Source organism: Kitasatospora sp. NPDC003701, assembly GCF_053587085.1.
Genome location: NZ_JBSFNM010000016.1, coordinates 34,701 through 51,759, shown reverse-complemented (window position 1 = coordinate 51,759; position 17,059 = coordinate 34,701). Strand labels below are relative to the sequence as shown.

Here is a 17,059-nt window from a genome sequence, read left to right as displayed (position 1 = left end):
CGCTGAAAATTTCTTCGGCCGTTCTGTCACACCCGGGACGTGCGGCGGGTCAGAGGGGTGGAAGTGCACGCGAGACCCGCCCGATTCCGATGGGGAGAACGCTGATGTCCACCACTTATGTCGTCGTCACCGCGCTGGCCGCTTTCATGGCGGGGTTCTCGGGTGGGGCGATCTTCGTCCGGGCCACGTTCGTGGTGGAGCCGCTCGCCGAGTACGGGGTGCCGCAGGCCTGGTGGAACTGGCTGGGGGTGGCGAAGGCGGCGGGGGCGGTGGGCCTGGTGGCGGGTCTGTTCGTGCCGGTGGTCGGGGTGCTGGCGGCGATCGGGCTGGTGCTGTACTTCGCGGGTGCGGTGGTCACCGTCGTCCGGGCCCGCTCCTACGCGCACATTCCGTTCCCGCTGATCTACCTGGCGCCGGCCGCCGCCTCACTGGTGCTGCTCGGCTGAGCGGCAGGCCGGCACGGCGGCGGGGCGAGCGGTCACCGCTCGCCCCGCTCGGTGTTCCCGGGCGGGTGTCAGCGCGGGCCGAGGCCGCTGAGCAGGGTGTCGACGACCAGGGCGGCGAGCGCCTCGGGGGTGTCCGAGGTGCCGGGGTGGGGCTGGGCCGCCTCGTGGATCAGGGCGTAGTAGACGCGGCGGACCCAGGCGAGGTCGGCGTCGGCGCGCAGGACTCCGGCGTCGCGGGCGCGTTCGAAGAGCCGGTCGCAGCGGGTCAGCACCTCGGCGTGGATCCGGGCGACCTCCGGGTCCCCCGGGGAGGGCGTGCTCATCGCGAAGCCCCAGCCGATCTTGACCTGGAGCACGTTGGCGGTGACCTGGTGCAGGGCGACCAGCGGCGGGGTGCTGTCGCTGACGGCCTCGACCGCGGCGTGGAACTGCCGGGTGGCCCAGGCGGTGAGTGCGGCGAGCAGCGCCTCGCGGGTGGCGAAGCGGCGGTGGACGGTGGTCCGGGCGACGCCGGCCGCCTCGGCGATCTGCTCCAGGGTCGCGGCCGGGTTGGCGCTCAGGACGCGCTCGGCGGCCTCCAGGATCGCCCGGACGGTGCGCTCGGCGTCGGCGCGCAGGGGTCGGCGCGGCTGCGGCGGCTGGGTTGGCATCGTGGCGCGCCTTCTTTCTGTCGTGACTCCCGAAAGGATACAGCGAAGTTGCCGCTCTGCTCTTAGTTGCGACATTGATGATGCATGTTCTACTTTTCTTGCATCACCGATGATGCAAGTTATGGGCATGGAGGGGTGCAACATGGACATGCAGCTGAACGGCAGGGCCGCTGTGGTGACCGGTGCGAGCCGGGGGATCGGGCTGGCCGTGGTGGCCGCGCTGGCGGCCGAGGGGGTGCGGGTGGTGGCGGGCGCCCGGACGGTGACGCCGGAGCTGGTGCGCACCGGCGCGGTCGCCGTCCCGGTCGACCTGTCGACGCCGGACGGACCGGCCCGGCTGATGGCGGTGGCGACCTCCGAACTCGGGGGTGACCTAGACCTGTTGGTGAACAACGTGGGTGGCGGCGATGCCGGCGCGGACCAGGTCGGCGGGTTCCTCTCGTTCACCGACGAGCAGTGGCGGCAGTCCTTCGACCTCAACCTGATGGCCGCCGTCCGGGCCACCCGGGCGGCGCTGCCCGGCCTGGTCCGGCGGCGCGGCGCGATCGTCAACATCTCGTCCAACGGCGCCCGGATGCCGCATGCCGGGCCCGTTCCGTACACGGTGGCGAAGGCGGCGCTGACGGCCTTCGGCAAGGCGCTGGCCGAGGAGTTCGGACCGAGCGGCGTGCGGGTCAACACCGTCTCGCCCGGCCCGGTGCGGACCGCGATGTGGGAGTCGCCGGACGGATACGGGGCCGCGCTGGCGGGCGCGTTGGGGCTGGAGCAGTCGCAGTTGCTGGCCGCTCTGCCGGGGACGGTCGGGATGACCACCGGCCGGCTGGTCGAGCCGGCGGAGGTGGCGGCCCTGGTCGTGCACCTGGCCTCGCCGCTCGCGGGCAGCATCACGGGGGCGGACCACCTGATCGACGGCGGTGCGGTGAAGACGGTCTGACCGAACGGCGGAGGAGGGTGGCGGGATCGGCGCCCGCACCCGTACAGATGAACCAGAACCGTCCGTTCTATCGGGCAGGAGTTCGACCCAGGCGGGTTATCTCATACGACTGTTGCGGTTGTTCGGTGGAGATCGTCGGCCACGGGTAATGCTGAGCCGACCGGGTGGTGGACGCGGCGGACCGAAGGCTCTGCTCCGCCGCGCCGGTAGGCCTCCTCGACGCGTCCAGAAAGGCTCGCCCGGTGACTCAGCCGTTCGAACTGCCCTCCTTCTACGTGCCGCACCCGGCCCGCCTGAACCCGCATCTCGAAGGGGCCCGTGCCCACTCCACCGCGTGGGCACGGGAGATGGGGATGCTGGAAGGGTCGGGCATCTGGGACCAGGCCGATCTGGAGGCCCACGACTACGGCCTGCTCTGCGCCTACACCCACCCCGACGCCTCCGCCGAGGCGCTGTCGCTGGTCACCGACTGGTACGTGTGGGTCTTCTTCTTCGACGACCACTTCCTGGAGATCTACAAGCGCAGCAACGACCGCGAGGGCGGCAAGGCCTACCTGGACCGGCTGCCGCTCTTCATGCCGGCCGACCCGGCCACCCCGATGCCCGAGCCCACCAACCCGGTCGAGGCGGGTCTGGCCGACCTCTGGCGGCGCACCGTCCCCTCGATGGGCGAGGACTGGCGGATCCGCTTCGCCGAGAGCACCCGGAACCTGCTCAACGAGTCGCTCTGGGAGCTCGCCAACATCAACGCCGGCCGGATCGCCAACCCGGTCGAGTACATCGAGATGCGCCGCAAGGTCGGCGGCGCGCCCTGGTCGGCCGGGCTGATCGAGTACGCGGCCAACGCCGAGGTGCCGAAGGCGGTTTCGGGCTCGCGGCCGCTGCGCGTGCTGATGGACGCCTTCTCGGACGGCGTCCACCTGCGCAACGACATCTTCTCCTACCAGCGGGAGGTCGAGGACGAGGGCGAGCTGAGCAACGGCATCCTCGTGCTGGAGACCTTCCTCGGCTGCACGACGCAGGAGGCCGCGGAGGCGGTCAACGACCTGCTCACCTCGCGGCTCCAGCAGTTCGAGAACACCGTGTTCACCGAGCTGCCGTGGCTGTTCACCGAGACCGGGCTCGACCCGGAGGGCGTCGCCCGGGTGCTGGCGTACGTCAAGGGCCTTCAGGACTGGCAGTCCGGCGGCCACGAGTGGCACATGCGGTCCAGCCGGTACATGAACGGCGGCGGCGCGGCCGCGAGTTCGGCCAACTGGTGGGACCAGTACGCGATCGGCGGGATCGGGACGTCCGCGCTGGACGTGCTCCGGGTCGGCGCCGGGCGCGGACTGCCCGGCGGGGCGGGCGAGTTGGGCTCGCTGAGCGGGGTGAACACGCTGGACGGCACGCCCGGCTCGACGGGCGGCGTCGACCCGGCGGTGCGGCGGGCGCGGTCGCACAGCCATGTGCCGTTCCAGCAGGTCGGGCCGTCCCGGCTGCCGGAGTTCAAGCTCCCGTACACCGTGCAGCTCAGCCCGCACCTGGACACCTCCCGGCACAACACCGCGGAGTGGGCCGCGCGGATGGGCATGCTGGAGGCGCAGCCGGGCGTCCCGGGCTCGGACATCTGGACGGCCGAGAAGGTCGCCGACTACGACTTCCCGCTCTGCTCGGCGGGCATCCACCCGGACGCCACCGCCGAGCAACTCGACCTCACCTCGGCCTGGTTGACGTGGGGGACGTACGGCGACGACTACTACCCGGTGGTCTACGGGCGGACCCGCGACCTGGTCGGGGCCAAGCTCATCACCGAGCGCTTCTCGGCCTTCATGCCCGTCGACGGCAGCCCGCCGCCGGTGCCGGTGAACGCCCTGGAGCGAGGTCTGGCCGACCTCTGGGAGCGGACCAGCGCCCCGATGACGGTGGACGCGCGGCGGAAGTTCCGCACCGCCGTCGAGGACATGGTCCTGAGCTGGGTCTGGGAGCTCAACAACCAGGCGCAGCACCGGGTCCCCGACCCGGTGGACTACATCGAGATGCGCCGCAAGACCTTCGGCTCCGACCTCACCATGAGCCTGTGCCGGCTGGCCCACGGCCAGGCCGTCCCGGAGGCGATCTACGGCAGCGGGCCGATGCGCTCGCTGGAGAACGCGGCCGCCGACTACGCGTGCATGATGAACGACCTCTTCTCGTACCAGAAGGAGGTCGAGTACGAGGGCGAGGTGCACAACGCGGTCCTGGTGGTGCAGAACTTCTTCAACTGCGACTACCCGGCGGCCGTCCGCATCGTCGACGACCTGATGCACTCGCGGCTGAAGCAGTTCGAGCACGTGGCGCAGAACGAGTTCCCGGTGCTGTACGACGACTTCGAGCTGGGGTCGGAGGCCCGGGCGCTGCTGGACGGCTACGTGAAGGAGCTGGAGAACTGGCTCGCGGGCATCTACATCTGGCACCGGGACTGCCACCGGTACGGCGAGGCGGACCTGCGGCGGCACTTCGGGCGAGGGGCCGCGGCGGAGGCGGCGCCGGTGGTCGGTGCGGTGCCGGTGGTCGGTGCGGTGCCGGCAGGGGCTTCGGGCGGGCCGGCGGACCGACTGCCGGACGGGCTTCCCGCTGAGCCGGCGGGCGGGGCGGCGGCCGAGGGCGCGGGGCCGGTGTCCGTCGGCGTGGGCGGTGCGCTGCCGTCCGGTGCGCTCCCGTCCGGCGCGCTCCCGTCCGGCGCGCTGCCGTTCGGTGCGCTGCCGTTCGGTGCGCCCGGGCTGGGGACGTCGGCGGCGCGGCTCGCCCTCGCGGCGGCGCCGGTGCAGGCGGCCGCGGGCAGGGCGGAGGAGGCGCCGCGCCCGGGGCTCGTACCGACGGGGCCGGTCGGCTTCGGGACGGCGGGTGCGCGGCCGCCGCTCGTGGCGGCGCTGCCGGGAGGCAAGGGAGCCGGGGCGAGCGAGTAGCGGCGGCCGGTTCCCGCGACCGGTTCCCGCGACCGGGTTCGGCGACCAGGATCGGCGACCAGGATCGGTGACGGCCCGCCGGGTGCTCCGGCGGGCCGTCGGCGTGTCCGGGTGCGGGCTCCGGGTGCGGGCTCGGGGCGCGGTCCGGCGGGGGACTGGCTACTGTGGCGAATCGGGGCACATCGTCACATGGAGGGCATGATCATGGCCGTGCTACCTGAGGGCACGCCCTGTTGGGCCGACGCGATGTTCAAGGACCTGGACGGCGCGAAGGCCTTCTACGGGGCCGTGCTGGGCTGGACCTTCGGCGAGAGCGCGTCGGAGTTCGGCAACTACACGACGGCGTACTCGGACGGCAAGGCGGTGGCCGCCGTCGTCCCGCCGATGCCCGGGGACGAGGTGAACTCCGCCTGGTGCCTGTACCTCGCCTCGCCGGACACCGCCGCCACCGTCGAGAGGATCCGCGCCGCGGGCGGCGAGGTGCTGATGGGCCCGATGCAGGTCGGCGACTTCGGTTCGATGGCGATCGCCAAGGACCCGGGCGGCGTCACCTTCGGCGTCTGGCAGGCCGGCAACCACGAGGGCTTCGAGAAGCAGGGCGAGCCGGGCTCGTACACCTGGGCCGAGGTGCTCACCCGTGAGCCGGGCAAGGCCGACGCCTTCTTCCCCGCCGTCTTCCCGTACCGCACCCAGCGGATGGAGGCCGACCAGGTCGACTACAAGATCTTCCAGGTCGCCGACCGGCCCGCTCTCGGCCGGATGAAGGTGGGCCCGGAGGACCTCCCGCCCGAGGCGCCGTCGTACGTGAGCGTCTACTTCGCGGTGGACGACTGCGACGCCGCCGTCGCCAAGGTCACCGAGCACGGCGGACAGCTCTACTTCGGGCCGATGGACAGCCCGTTCGGCCGGTTCGCGGCGGTCGGCGACCCGCAGGGCGCGGCCTTCGGCGTCATCGACCTCGGAACGACCTCCGGAGACATGCCCGTGATGGCGGACGCCTGATGAGCGGCGGGGAGCGGGCCGACCTGCTGCAGACGCTGGACAAGCACCGCGGCTTCCTCCGGTACACCGTCCGCGACCTCGACGACGAGCAGGCCGCCCGGCGCACCACGGCGAGCGAGCTGTGCCTGGGCGGCCTGATCAAGCACGTGATGGGCGTCGAGGAGCGCTGGATGCGGTTCGCGGTCGGCGGCGCGGAGGCGATGCAGCGGGCGGCCATCGACTGGGAGGGCCAGTTCCGGATGGCCGACGGCGAGACCTTGGCCGAGCTGCTCGCCGGCTACGAGCGGGTGGCGCACGAGACGGACGAGCTGATCTCGACCCTGCCCGACCTGGACCTCGTCCACCTGTTGCCGGAGGCGCCGTGGTTCGAGCCGGGCGCCGGCTGGTCGGTGCGGCGGGTGCTGCTGCACGTCATCGCCGAGACCGCGCAGCACGCCGGGCACGCGGACATCATCCGGGAGTCGCTGGACGGGGCGAAGACGATGGGGTGAGGGCCGTCGGCGGCCGGTCTTCGGTGGCGCCGGCGGCGGACGGGGCGGCTCCGGCCGGTCACGCCGCCGCCCGGTCGAGCTGCTCAGGGGCCACCCCGAGCAGTTCGCGCAGTGCCCGGTCGCCGTCCGCCGTCACCCGCAGGGCCCGGCCGGAGCCGATCCGCTCCACCCAGGCCCGGTCCAGCGCCGTCCGGCAGAGCACCGCGCCGAAGACACCACCCAGGTGGCTGCGGCGCTCCGTCCAGTCCAGGCAGCCCCGAACCAGCGGTCGGCCGCCCGCGCGCCCGGCCCGGGCCGGCAGCTCGCCGCCCAGGCCGGCCAGCCACTCCCGGCCCCGCGCGGTGACCGCGAGGCCGGCGTCGTCCGCCACCAGCCCGCGCGCCAGGACGGCCTCGGTGACCGCTACCCCGAGCCGGCCGGCCAGGTGGTCGTAGCAGGTCCGGGCCCTGGCCTCGGCGCTCAGCCGGGTGGACTCGCGCAGGTTGCGCGGCCGGGGCGGCGTCGGGCCGGTGGCCGCCGCGTAGGCGGAGAGGTCCTCGATCAGCGCCGCGGCCGCCGGGTCGGCCAGCCGGACGTACCGGTGCCGCCCCTGGCGCTCCTCGGCCAGCAGACCACCGGCGACGAGCCGGGACAGGTGCTCGCTCGCGGTGGACGGCGCGACGCCGGCGTGCCGGGCCAGTTCGCCGGCGGTCCAGGCCCGCCCGTCGAGCAGGGCGGTGCAGAACGCGGCGCGGGTGGGGTCGGCGAGCAGTCCGGCGAGCTGGGCGAGCGACATGCCTCCATGGTGCCCCGGGCACGGTTCGGCGGGGGCCGAAACGTCCCGGGCCGCGGTCGGGACGGCGGTGGCCCTCCGCGACGGCGGCGCCCGGCCCGCCGGATACGCCCTGGTCGCGGGGTTGCACGAGGGCCACCGGGCTGGACCTGCCCGCCGCCGCGAGCGGTCGTGGCGCGGGTCAGGCGGCGACGGCGCCGACGTCGTCGGCGAGCTGGGCGTCCAGGGAGGCGCGCAGCCACGCGTGGGCGGCGCCGGGTGTGATGGCGGGCGGCCCGTCGGCCGGGGTGGCGAGCTCGGTGGCGAGCTGCCAGTAGCGGTCGACCAGCGGGTCGGCGGTCTGGTCGAGGACGTACCCGAGGCGCCGGCGGAACTCCGAAGTGTCGCGCAGACCACCGGAGTCGGCGTGCGCGGCGACGAAGCAGTCGAGGGACTCGCCCGCCTGCGGCGCTCCTTGCGCCATCTCCGTCGCCGCCAGCTCGTACGCCCGGCCGAGGCCGGAGTAGAGCACCGCCGGTCGGTAGCCCTCGTCGGGTGCGCGGAGGTCGGGCCGGCAGGGGGCGACGCTGAGCCTGCCCGGGGCGGTGAGCGCGTGCATCCGGGCGAAGGCCAGCACCTGGGCCGGGGTCGGGTCGTCGGGGGGCGCCGGGACGGCCGCGTCGACGACCGCCGAGAGCAGCTCGGCGGGGAGCCGCGGGGGCAGCACGCGGCGCCAGAACCGGGCCATCACGGTGGTGTCGGGCGGGCCGGCCACCACGCCGATCAGGTGCAGCCGCTCGGCGCGCTCGGCGGGGGTGCAGTCCTGGAGCAGTTGGAGGGCGGCCTCGCGCCAGCGCAGGGCGGCCAGTTGCGACCCGACCTCGCGCAACTGCCGGGCGACGGCGTCCTCCAGGGCCGACTCGTGCTCCAGGGCCCGGCCCACCTCGGGGACGGGGAGGTCGAGGGTGCGCAGGGAGCGGATCAGCCGGAGGCGGTCGAGCGCCTCCGGACCGTACCGGCGGTGCCCGCCGGAGCTCCGGCCGGCTTCGGGCAGCAGTCCGCGGTCGGAGTAGAAGCGGACGAACTTGACCGTGGCGCCCGCGCGCTCGGCCAGCTCCCCGATGCTCCACATGACGTCGGGTGACAAGACTTGAACCTCCCTCAGGGGGAGTTCCTACCGTACCGGTGTGCAGGGGCGGCCGGGAGGCCGTCCGGTGGGAGACGAGTCAAGGAGACGATCATGACGGCGTTCGTGTTGGTGTCGGGGCCCTTCACCGGTGGTCAGGTCTGGCAGGAGGTCGCCGGGAGGCTGCGGGAGTCCGGGGCCGAGGTCCACCCGGTGACGCTCACCGGCCTGGGGGACCGCCGTCACCTGGCCGGTCCGGACACGGGGCTGGAGACGCACGTCGACGACGTGGTGCGGCTGATCGACGAGGTGGACGCGGCGGAACTGGTGATCGTCGGCCACGACTACGGCATCCACCCCGTGCTGGGCGCGGCCGACCGGCGCCCGGAGCGGATCACCCGGATCGTCTACCTGGACGCCGGCATGCCGCAGGACGGCGACGTCGCCCTCCAGCTCGTCCCCGACGAGGAGGTGCGGGCCCTGGTGCTGAGCCAGGCGGGGCCGGACGGGGACGACTGGCGGGTCGCCCCGCCGGCCGCCGACGGGTGGCAGCGCTGGGGCAGCACCGACGGGCTGTCCGAGGAGGCGCTGGCCCGGCTGACCGACCTCGCCTCGCCGCAGCCGAGCGCCACCTTCACCCAGCCGCTCCGGCTGTCCGGGGCGCTCGCCGCCGTGCCGACCTCCGGCATCTTCTGCACCGCGAGCGGGATGAGCGTCGCCAAGCTGGAGGGCCTGATGTCGCTGGGCATGCCCCAGCTCAAGGCCCTCGCCGACCCCCGGGTGGGCTTCTTCGACCTCGACACCGGCCACTGGCCGATGCTCTCCCGCCCCGACGACCTGGCCGACATCCTGCTCCGCGCCGCCGCCGGCGAGGGCCACCGGCTGACCGCGCCGGCCGTCGACGAACAGCCCGGCTACCTCCGCCCGTTCGCGCTGGACGTGCCCGAGCAGGCCCGCGAGCGCGTCGGCCCGGTCGACCTCTACCTGCCGGCGGGCCCGGCCGAGGCGGGCGCGCCGCGTCCGGCGGTGCTGTTCGTCCACGGCGGCCCCGTCCCCGAGACCCTGCGGCCCACCCCGCGGGACTGGACGACGTACGTCGGCTACGGCCGGTACGCGGCGAGCCAGGGCGTGATCGGCGCGACCCTGGACCACCGGCTGCACTCCCTCGCCGACTACCCGGTCGCCGCGCAGGACGTCGCCGACGCCGTCGAACTGCTCCGCGCCGACCCGCGCGTCGACGGCGACCGCATCGCCGTCTGGTTCTTCTCCGGCGGCGGTCCGCTCTCGGCGGACTGGCTGTCCGCGCCCCCGTCCTGGCTGCGCTGCCTCGCCGCGAGCTACCCCATCCTCGCCCCGCTGCCCGGCTGGCACGCCGTGGACAGCCGGTTCCGCCCCGCGGAGGCCCTGGCCGGGGCCGGCCGGCTGCCGGTCGTGCTGACCCGGGCGGGCCTGGAGGTCCCCGAGATCGCCGCGACGGTCGAGGCGTTCGTGGCCGCCGCCGAGGCGCGGCGGACGGACCTCGAAGTGATCGACGTCCCGAACGGCCACCACGGCTTCGAGACCCTCGACCCGACGGACGAGTCGCGCGGGGCCATCGAGCGGGCCTTCCGCTCCGTCCTCGGCCACCTGCGCCCCTGATCCGCCCGGGCCCCGCACCGGGCACGGCCGAGGACCCGGCCCCACGGGGGTGGCGCCGGGTCCTCGGCCCGACGGGGGGTGTGCGCCGCCCCGCGCGGTCGCGTCAGTGCGCCGCGCGCTCGTCGGTGCCGGGGACCTTGGCGGTGCTGAGGGCGATCCGGTTCCAGGTGTTGATGGTGAGGACCAGGGCCAGCAGGCGGGCCAGCTCCTCCTCGGTGAACTGCGCGGCGGCCCGGGCGTAGACGTCGTCGGGCAGGCCGGCCTGCCCGATCAGGGTGACGGCCTCGGTCAGCGCGAGGGCGGCCTGCTCCTGCTCGGTGAAGAAGTGCGCGGCGTCCTGCCAGACGGCGACCATGTGCAGCCGCTCCTCGCTCTCGCCGGCCTTGCGCGCGTCCGAGGTGTGCAGGTGCAGGCAGTACGCGCACCCGTTGAGCTGCGAGGCGCGGATCTGGACCAGCTCGACGAGCGTCGGGTCGAGGCCCTCGCGGGCGGCGGCGTCGAAGCCGATCAGGGCCTTGAAGGCGGCGGGGGCGGCCTTGGCGAAGTTGATCCGGGGAGTCCGGGCAGGGGCGGCGGGTGCGGTGGCGGGTGCGGTGGCGTTCGTCATGATCATGAATTTAGAGGGAGGGAGACCTGTGCGGAAGTGCACTTCAGCGGCATTTCCCTGGGTCAATTTCCGGGCCGGGGTGACGGTTGCGTCGCTGCCGGTGGCGAGGTCGCAGTCGGCGGCCCGGGGGAGCGGGGCACCCACCCCGCAAGACGCTGGGACATCTTTCGAAGACTGAAGGATATTCATCGGCTCGTTGGACCTTCCTAGGGTTGAGGACAACAGGAACCGGCCGAACGAGAGCCGGACGAGCCAGGAAGGCAGTCCTCCCATGCGCGCAGTCACCCAGCGGTCCTTCGGCGGCCCCGAGGTCCTGGAGACCGTCGAGATCGAGCGCCCGACCCCGCTCGGCGGCGAGGTCCTGGTCCGGGTCCACGCGAGCGCCGTCAACCCGGTGGACGTGGCCGTCCGTTCGGGCGCCTACCCGCTGCTCGGCGAGCCGCCCTTCGGCGTCGGCTGGGACATCTCGGGCGTCGTGGAGGAGGCCGGCCCGGGGGCCCGCTTCAAGCCGGGCGACGAGGTGTACGGCATGCCGTTCTTCCCCCGCGCCGCCACCGGCTACGCCGAGTACGTCGCGGTCCCCTCGCGGCAGGTGGCCCGCAAGCCCGCCACGCTCGACCACGTGCACGCCGCCGCCGTTCCGCTCGCCGCCCTCACCGCCTGGCAGGGGCTGGTCGACGCGGCCCGGGTGAGCGAGGGGCAGCGGGTGCTGGTCCACCGCGCGGCGGGCGGCGTCGGCCACTTCGCCGTGCAGATCGCGAAGGCCCGCGGCGCCCACGTCATCGCCCTGGCGAGCGAGGCCAAGCACGCGTTCGTGCGCGGCCTGGGCGCCGACGAGGTGATCGACTACCGGACCACCGACTACACCGAGGCGGTCCGCGACGTCGACGTGGTCTTCGACTCCTCCTCCGAGGGCGAGCGCGCCCTGGCGGTCCTGCGCCCCGGCGGCACCCTCGTCAGCATCATGGAGCACTGGAACCAGGAGCTCGCCGCCCGGATCGAGGCCGCCGGCCGGCACTTCGCGGGCATCTCGGTCGAGCCCGACTACGCCTCGCTGGAGGCCATCGCCGCCCTCGTCGACGCGGGCCGCATCCGCCCGCACGTCAGCGGGACCTTCCCGCTGGCCGAGGCCGCCAAGGCCCATGAGCTGGTCGGATCCGGCCGGGTGCAGGGCAAGGTCGTCCTGACCGTCGGCTGAGCGCGGTCCTAAGGTGCGCGGCCCTAAGGTGGAGGACCGAACACCGGAGCGGGGGGAAGGCGATGGACATCCTGACCGAGGCGCTGAGCTCGATGCGGACGGGGCAGCCCACGTCCGTCCGCACCGAGGGCCGTGCCCCCTGGGGCCTGCGCCTCCCCCCGGTCGCCGGAGCCGGGTTCCACGTGGTGCTGTACGGGACGTGCTGGCTGGTCCCGCTGGAGGACGCGCCCGGCGCCGAGCCGATCGCGCTCAGCCCCGGCGACGTGATCTTCCTGCGCGACGGCCGCGGCCACATCCTCGCCGACCATCCCGCCACCCCGGCCGAGGAGGAGCGGCCCGACCAGTACCGGCCGGGCTCGCCGATCGGCCTGGTCACCCTCGGCGGCGACGGCCCCCGCACCAGCCTGCTGTGCGGCAACTACCACCTGGACCAGGGCCGGCCGCACCCGCTGGTCCGCCAGCTGCCCGAGGTCATCCACCTGCCCACCCGGCACGGCCGCCACCCCGAGCTGAGCGCGGCGGTCCAACTCCTCGGCACGGAGCTGGAGAAGCCCAGGATCGGCTCGGCCGGCATCGTCCCCGCCCTGATCGACTCGCTGCTCCTCTACATCCTGCGCGCCTGGTTCGAGGACCAGCCCCCCGCGGCCGCCGCCGGCTGGGCCGCCGCGCTCGGCGACTCCGCCGTCGCCCCCGCGCTGACCGCCATCCACGAGGCCCCGTCGGCGCCGTGGACCGTCGAAGCCCTGGCCGGCCGGGCCGGGCTCTCCCGCGCGGCCTTCGCCCGCCGCTTCACCACGCTCGTCGGTGAACCGCCGATGGCCTATCTGACCCGCTGGCGACTGACCACCGCCGCCACCCTCCTGCGCGAGTCCGAGGCCCCGCTGACCACGGTCGCCGCCCGGACCGGCTACGGCTCCGAGTACGCCTTCGCCAAGGCCTTCAAGCGGGAGTACGGCCGGCCGCCCGGCAGTTACCGCCGCGCCGCCCGGGCCGCCTGAGGACGACCGGGCCCGCGCCGCCTGAGTAGGACAGGGCCCGCGCCGCCTCAGGTGCGCCCGAAGCGGACGGCCTGCTCGGCGAACTCCCGGGCCATCTCCTCGGTCACGGTCGGCCGGGTGCGCCGGATGGCGTCCAGGTAGTCCTCGGTGCCGGGCTCGGTCCGCTCCCCCGTGTCGAGGGTGTGCTCGAAGACGGCCTGGGCGACCGCCATGGCGACCTGCCTGATGTCGGCGGGGGTGAAGCCGCTGCTGGCGTCGGCCAGGACGGCCGTGTCGGCCGCCGTGCCCGTCCTGGCGGTGTAGCCGACCCAGAGCGCGTTGCGGGCCTCGTGGTCCGGCGGCCCCACCGGCAGGACGTAGTCGAACCGGCCGTGGCGCAGGAACGCCGGGTCCAGGGCGGCCACCGAGTTGGTGGCGCAGACGAGCAGCCGGCCCTCCCGGTCGCGGAACCGCACGATCGACTTGAGGAGCTCGTTGACCACGCCGACCGACGCGGGGTCGGCGAGGCTGCGGGTACCGGCGACCTCCTCGACCTCGTCGATGAAGACCAGCACGTGGTCCAGCTGCGCCATCTCCTCGAAACGGCGGCCGAGCCCCGAGGCCAGCCCGTCCTCCGACGCGAGCCGCGAGGGGAAGAGCTCGACGAACGGCCAGCCGAGCCGGCCGGCCACGGCCTTGGCGAAGGTGCTCTTGCCCGTGCCCGGCGGGCCGAACAGCACGACCGCGCGCGGCGGCTCCACCCCGTGGGCGTCCGCGAGTTCGGGGTTGGCCAGCGGCAGCACCAGGCGTCGTTCGATGAGCCGCTTCTCGTCGGCCATCCCCGTGAGCTGCCCCCAGAGGCGGGCCTCGGGCACCACCGCCCCCAGCGAGGCCAGCACCGTCGCGCCCTGGGCGCTCACCGCCTCCGGCTTCTCGAAGTAGGTGAGCCCCCGGTGGGGGCGGAACCCGGAGTTGCCCAGCGCCGAGGCCCCGGTCTCCTCCTCGGGCAGCAGGGCCGCGACGACCCTGGCCCCGGCGTCCTGCAGCCGGTGCTCCAGCGCGGACAGCAGGGCCGTCCCCAGCCCGAGGTTGCGCCAGGCGGGGTGCAGCGCGATCCGCAGCACCCAGGCCCGGTCCCCGTCCACCCGGCCCACCGCCGCGCCCACCAGGTGTCCGTCGGCCACCGCGACGACGCTCGGATTCTGCGCCTGCAGCGCGGCGACGAGCTCCGAGAGCCGGAAGACGGCGGGCCGGTCCGTGGTGGCGCTCTCACCGTCGAGCCGCACCACCGCTTCGAGATCGTCCGGAGTGAAGTCCCGAACGTGCCACACCGCCATACCGAGCCTCGAACGTCTCGCTTCCGGGGCTTCCATCATCGTCCGTCCACCGCCCACCCGCCCGCCCGGAGGGGCGGGGGCCCTCGGCCGACGGGTCGGTCACCAGGTGCCGGCGCCCCCGCGGCTACCTCTGGTGCTCGGTCCCCCCAGCCGCCCGCAGGCGCTCCAGTCCGTCCAGCAGCAGGTCCAGCGCGAACTCGAACTCGGCCTGGTCGTCGCAGGTGCCGACGGTCGACGTCCCGTCGTGGTCGGCCGCTCCGGCCAGCTCCGCGATGTGCGGGTAGGCGAGCGCCAGCTGCCGCAGGACCGCCGGGTCGGGGGCGGCGCCGGTGTCGTCGAACAGTTCCTGACTGAAGCCCAGCAGTCGGCTGCCCATGGCGTGCATCGCGTGGTGGGTGAGGGCGACGGAGAAGCCTCCGGTCCGGAACAGGCCGGCCATGGCGTCGAGGTGGCCGAGCACGGCCGGGGTCGGGCTGGTGCGGGACTGGATCACGCCGGCGGCCCAGGGGTGGCGCAGCAGCACCCGGCGGGCGGCGAGGATGTGCTCCCGCATCGTGCGCTGCCACTCGCCCGCGCCGGGCGGGCCGATCTCGCCGACGACGAGCTCCACCATGCCGTCGAGGAGTTCGTCCTTGTTGGCCACGTGCTTGTAGAGCGCCATCGGCACCACGCCCAGCTCCTGGGCGAGCTTGCGCATGCTGATCGCGTCCGTCCCGGCGCCGTCGGCGAACGACACCGCCGCCCGCAGGACTCGTTCCCGGCTGAGCGGCGCCCGCCGCGCTCCGTCCGCTGACTGGTTCATCTTGACGAGTGTACGGCGTACGCCTATCGTCGACGTCAGGTGTACGCCGTACACCTTGACTGGGTGGGGAGCTCTGGATGAACGCAGACAGACGCAACGGCATGGCGGCGGGCGTGCTGTTCCTGGTGACCGAGGTCGCCGCCGTCGCCGGAGTGGCGCTGTACCGCCCGGTGCTGGACGGCACGGACTACGTGCTCGGCGCGGGCGCCGACGGCCGGGTGCTGCTCGGGGCGCTGTGCGAAGTGGTGCTGGCCCTGGCGGTGGCGGGCACCGGGGTGATGCTCTTTCCGGTGCTGCGGCGCCGGCACGAGGGGATCGCCCTCGGCTACGTCTGCGCCCGGCTGCTGGAGGCGGTCGTGATCGTCCTCGGCCTGGTCGCCGTGCTCGCGGTGGTGACGCTCCGCCGGGACGCGGCGGCGGCGCCGTCCGACGCGGGCGCTTCGTCCTACGCCGTGGCGGCCCGGGCACTCGTCGCGGTCCACGACTGGACGTTCCTGCTCGGACCCAACCTGATCCTCGGCGTCAACACCCTGCTGCTGGCGCTGCTCCTCCACCGGGCCGGGGTCGTGCCGCGCACGATCACCGCCCTCGGGCTGGTGGGCGGGCCGTTGATCTGCGCCTCCGCCGTGGCCGTGTGGTTCGGTCTCTACGGGCAGCTCTCCGGTCCCGGCGCGGCCGCGGCCCTGCCGGTCTTCGCCTGGGAGCTGTCGCTCGCCGGCTGGCTCCTCCTCCGCGGCTTCCGCGGAGCGGCCGACGGCGCCCGCTGACCCGTCACCGGCCGCCGCTGCCCGTCGCCGGGCGCACCGCACCGCCCGTGGGACGACGAAGGCCCGGACCGTCGGAACGGTCCGGGCCTGCTGCCGGCGGTGCTTCCCCCCGACGCGGGTTCCGCTAGCTCAGGGTCTTCAGGGCCGCCGCGTCGTACGGCTTCAGCTCGTCGTACCGGCCGGCCAGGACCTTCGCCGCCCACTGCGGGTCCTGGAGCAGGGCGCGACCGACGGCGACCAGGTCGAACTCGTCGCGCTCCAGGCGGTCGAGGAGGTTGTCGATGCCCTGGACCTCGGAGCCCTCGCCCGCGAAGGCGGCGATGACGTCGCCGTCGAGGCCGACCGAGCCGACGGTGATGGTGGGCCGGCCGGTGAGCTTCTTCGTCCAGCCCGCCAGGTTGAGGTCCGAGCCCTCGAACTCCGGCTCCCAGTAGCGGCGGGTGGAGGCGTGGAAGACGTCGACGCCGGCCGCCGCGAGCGGCGCCAGGACGGCCTCCAGCTCCTCCGGGGTCTCGGCGAGCCTCGCGTCGTAGGCCTCCTGCTTCCACTGCGAGTAGCGGAAGACCACCGGGAACCCGGGCGAGACGGCCTCCCGGACGGCGGCCACGATCTCGGCCGCGAACTTCGTGCGGTCCACGTGGTCGCCGCCGTAGGCGTCGGTCCGCCGGTTGGTCCCGGCCCACAGGAACTGGTCGAGGAGGTAGCCGTGGGCGCCGTGCAGCTCGACGCCGTCGAAGCCGGTTCGCTCGGCGGCCGCGGCGGCCTCGGCGAAGGCGCCGATGACGTCGTCCAGGTCGCTCCGGGTCATCGCCCGGCCGGTGCCCTCGGTGCCGTCGATGCGAAGGCCGGAGGGGCCGACGGCGGGGGCGTCGGCGAAGGGCGGCTCGCCCTGCTTGCGCACCATGCCGATGTGCCACAGCTGCGGCATGATCGTGCCGCCCGCCGCGTGAACCGCTTCGGCGACCTTCGCCCAGCCGGCCAGCTGCTCCTCGCCGTGGAACCGCGGTATCCGGTCACTCTGCCCGGCCGACTCGTGGCCGACGTACGTCCCCTCCGTGATGATCAGGCCCACGCCCGCGGCGGCGCGCCGGGCGTAGTACCCCTGCACGTCCTCGCCGGGGACGCCGCCCGGGGAGAACATGCGCGTCATCGGCGCCATCACGATGCGGTTCGGGACGGTCAGGCCGTTCAGCGCGAGGGGCCGGGAGAGGATCTCGGCCGCGCGGGAGGCGGCGGACGCGGTGGTGGTCATGGGTGTCCCTCGTTACCAGACGATAGATGCACGTGCATTGATTGCCTGGAGGTGGCAACCGTTCCGTCGGCCGGAGCATTTCGCCCACCGGCCCACCCGCCCTGTGATCCGGGTCACGCGCACGGAGCCGGGGCGGCCGGGGCCGCGCGGCCCG

16 protein-coding genes are annotated in these 17,059 nt (G+C 74.2%); 9 read left to right on the top strand and 7 right to left on the bottom strand.

The window, feature by feature from the left end:
- The first annotated feature begins 104 nt into the window (after positions 1-104).
- Complete coding sequence (locus tag ACWDRR_RS17450) at positions 105-446, top strand: DoxX family protein (RefSeq protein ID WP_449773054.1); 342 nt, start codon at positions 105-107, stop codon at positions 444-446.
- Between the two features lie 68 nt (positions 447-514).
- On the opposite strand, the gene ACWDRR_RS17445 is transcribed toward ACWDRR_RS17450, so the two are convergent.
- Positions 515-1,096, bottom strand: coding sequence for a TetR/AcrR family transcriptional regulator (locus tag ACWDRR_RS17445; RefSeq protein ID WP_449773053.1), 582 nt, complete (start codon positions 1,094-1,096; stop codon positions 515-517).
- 142 nt (positions 1,097-1,238) lie between these two features.
- On the opposite strand from ACWDRR_RS17445, the gene ACWDRR_RS17440 reads away from it, so the two are divergent.
- From ACWDRR_RS17440 to ACWDRR_RS17425, 4 genes are all read left to right on the top strand, one after another.
- The gene (locus ACWDRR_RS17440; protein ID WP_449773052.1) at positions 1,239-2,030 is read left to right on the top strand and encodes an SDR family oxidoreductase; all 792 of its coding nucleotides are present in this window, start codon (positions 1,239-1,241) and stop codon (positions 2,028-2,030) included.
- Between the two features lie 242 nt (positions 2,031-2,272).
- Complete coding sequence (locus ACWDRR_RS17435; protein WP_449773051.1) at positions 2,273-4,957, top strand: terpene synthase family protein; 2,685 nt, start codon at positions 2,273-2,275, stop codon at positions 4,955-4,957.
- A gap of 204 nt (positions 4,958-5,161) precedes the next feature.
- Positions 5,162-5,959: a VOC family protein gene (locus ACWDRR_RS17430; RefSeq protein ID WP_449773050.1), complete on the top strand. Its 798-nt coding sequence runs from the start codon at positions 5,162-5,164 to the stop codon at positions 5,957-5,959.
- The gene (locus ACWDRR_RS17425) at positions 5,959-6,450 is read left to right on the top strand and encodes a DinB family protein (RefSeq protein ID WP_449773049.1); all 492 of its coding nucleotides are present in this window, start codon (positions 5,959-5,961) and stop codon (positions 6,448-6,450) included. Before ACWDRR_RS17430 ends, ACWDRR_RS17425 begins: the two co-directional genes overlap by 1 nt.
- 58 nt (positions 6,451-6,508) lie before the next feature.
- Here ACWDRR_RS17425 and ACWDRR_RS17420 read toward each other — a convergent pair whose 3' ends face one another.
- Positions 6,509-7,225, bottom strand: a complete 717-nt coding sequence (locus tag ACWDRR_RS17420) for an ArsR/SmtB family transcription factor (RefSeq protein WP_449773048.1) — start codon at positions 7,223-7,225, stop codon at positions 6,509-6,511.
- Between the two features lie 178 nt (positions 7,226-7,403).
- Positions 7,404-8,348: a helix-turn-helix domain-containing protein gene (locus ACWDRR_RS17415; RefSeq protein WP_449773047.1), complete on the bottom strand. Its 945-nt coding sequence runs from the start codon at positions 8,346-8,348 to the stop codon at positions 7,404-7,406.
- A 93-nt stretch (positions 8,349-8,441) separates the two neighbouring features.
- On the opposite strand from ACWDRR_RS17415, the gene ACWDRR_RS17410 reads away from it, so the two are divergent.
- The gene (locus ACWDRR_RS17410) at positions 8,442-9,965 is read left to right on the top strand and encodes an alpha/beta hydrolase (protein WP_449773046.1); all 1,524 of its coding nucleotides are present in this window, start codon (positions 8,442-8,444) and stop codon (positions 9,963-9,965) included.
- A 103-nt stretch (positions 9,966-10,068) separates the two neighbouring features.
- Here ACWDRR_RS17410 and ACWDRR_RS17405 read toward each other — a convergent pair whose 3' ends face one another.
- On the bottom strand, positions 10,069-10,578 hold the full coding sequence (locus ACWDRR_RS17405; protein WP_449773045.1) for a carboxymuconolactone decarboxylase family protein: 510 nt from the start codon (positions 10,576-10,578) through the stop codon (positions 10,069-10,071).
- 265 nt (positions 10,579-10,843) lie between these two features.
- On the opposite strand from ACWDRR_RS17405, the gene ACWDRR_RS17400 reads away from it, so the two are divergent.
- Positions 10,844-11,770, top strand: a complete 927-nt coding sequence (locus ACWDRR_RS17400; RefSeq protein WP_449773044.1) for an NADP-dependent oxidoreductase — start codon at positions 10,844-10,846, stop codon at positions 11,768-11,770.
- Positions 11,771-11,832: 62 nt separating this feature from the next.
- Positions 11,833-12,768, top strand: coding sequence for an AraC family transcriptional regulator (locus ACWDRR_RS17395; RefSeq protein ID WP_449773043.1), 936 nt, complete (start codon positions 11,833-11,835; stop codon positions 12,766-12,768).
- A gap of 47 nt (positions 12,769-12,815) precedes the next feature.
- Here the strand turns inward: ACWDRR_RS17395 and ACWDRR_RS17390 are convergent, their stop codons facing one another.
- A complete protein-coding gene (locus ACWDRR_RS17390) occupies positions 12,816-14,084 on the bottom strand; it encodes an ATP-binding protein (protein ID WP_449773042.1) in 1,269 nt (422 codons plus the stop codon).
- 124 nt (positions 14,085-14,208) lie between these two features.
- Positions 14,209-14,886, bottom strand: a complete 678-nt coding sequence (locus ACWDRR_RS17385) for a TetR/AcrR family transcriptional regulator C-terminal domain-containing protein (RefSeq protein ID WP_449773041.1) — start codon at positions 14,884-14,886, stop codon at positions 14,209-14,211.
- A 77-nt stretch (positions 14,887-14,963) separates the two neighbouring features.
- Here ACWDRR_RS17385 and ACWDRR_RS17380 point away from each other — a divergent pair, with 77 nt between their 5' ends.
- The gene (locus ACWDRR_RS17380) at positions 14,964-15,653 is read left to right on the top strand and encodes a DUF4386 domain-containing protein (RefSeq protein ID WP_449773040.1); all 690 of its coding nucleotides are present in this window, start codon (positions 14,964-14,966) and stop codon (positions 15,651-15,653) included.
- Positions 15,654-15,777: 124 nt separating this feature from the next.
- On the opposite strand, the gene ACWDRR_RS17375 is transcribed toward ACWDRR_RS17380, so the two are convergent.
- The gene (locus ACWDRR_RS17375) at positions 15,778-16,905 is read right to left on the bottom strand and encodes an NADH:flavin oxidoreductase (protein ID WP_449773039.1); all 1,128 of its coding nucleotides are present in this window, start codon (positions 16,903-16,905) and stop codon (positions 15,778-15,780) included.
- Positions 16,906-17,059: the final 154 nt, after the last annotated feature.

Excerpts from the sequence above, each read along its gene's own strand:
- ACWDRR_RS17410 (WP_449773046.1), top strand. The coding sequence starts at position 8,442 with ATGACGGCGTTCGTGTTGGTGTCGGGGCCCTTCACCGGTGGTCAGGTC.
- ACWDRR_RS17380 (WP_449773040.1), top strand. The coding sequence starts at position 14,964 with ATGAACGCAGACAGACGCAACGGCATGGCGGCGGGCGTGCTGTTCCTG.
- ACWDRR_RS17420 (WP_449773048.1), bottom strand. The coding sequence starts at position 7,225 with ATGTCGCTCGCCCAGCTCGCCGGACTGCTCGCCGACCCCACCCGCGCC.
- ACWDRR_RS17450 (WP_449773054.1), top strand. The coding sequence starts at position 105 with ATGTCCACCACTTATGTCGTCGTCACCGCGCTGGCCGCTTTCATGGCG.
- ACWDRR_RS17440 (WP_449773052.1), top strand. The coding sequence starts at position 1,239 with ATGGACATGCAGCTGAACGGCAGGGCCGCTGTGGTGACCGGTGCGAGC.
- ACWDRR_RS17400 (WP_449773044.1), top strand. The coding sequence starts at position 10,844 with ATGCGCGCAGTCACCCAGCGGTCCTTCGGCGGCCCCGAGGTCCTGGAG.
- ACWDRR_RS17425 (WP_449773049.1), top strand. The coding sequence starts at position 5,959 with ATGAGCGGCGGGGAGCGGGCCGACCTGCTGCAGACGCTGGACAAGCAC.
- ACWDRR_RS17385 (WP_449773041.1), bottom strand. The coding sequence starts at position 14,886 with ATGAACCAGTCAGCGGACGGAGCGCGGCGGGCGCCGCTCAGCCGGGAA.
- ACWDRR_RS17430 (WP_449773050.1), top strand. The coding sequence starts at position 5,162 with ATGGCCGTGCTACCTGAGGGCACGCCCTGTTGGGCCGACGCGATGTTC.
- ACWDRR_RS17375 (WP_449773039.1), bottom strand. The coding sequence starts at position 16,905 with ATGACCACCACCGCGTCCGCCGCCTCCCGCGCGGCCGAGATCCTCTCC.
- ACWDRR_RS17390 (WP_449773042.1), bottom strand. The coding sequence starts at position 14,084 with ATGGCGGTGTGGCACGTTCGGGACTTCACTCCGGACGATCTCGAAGCG.
- ACWDRR_RS17405 (WP_449773045.1), bottom strand. The coding sequence starts at position 10,578 with ATGATCATGACGAACGCCACCGCACCCGCCACCGCACCCGCCGCCCCT.
- ACWDRR_RS17395 (WP_449773043.1), top strand. The coding sequence starts at position 11,833 with ATGGACATCCTGACCGAGGCGCTGAGCTCGATGCGGACGGGGCAGCCC.
- ACWDRR_RS17445 (WP_449773053.1), bottom strand. The coding sequence starts at position 1,096 with ATGCCAACCCAGCCGCCGCAGCCGCGCCGACCCCTGCGCGCCGACGCC.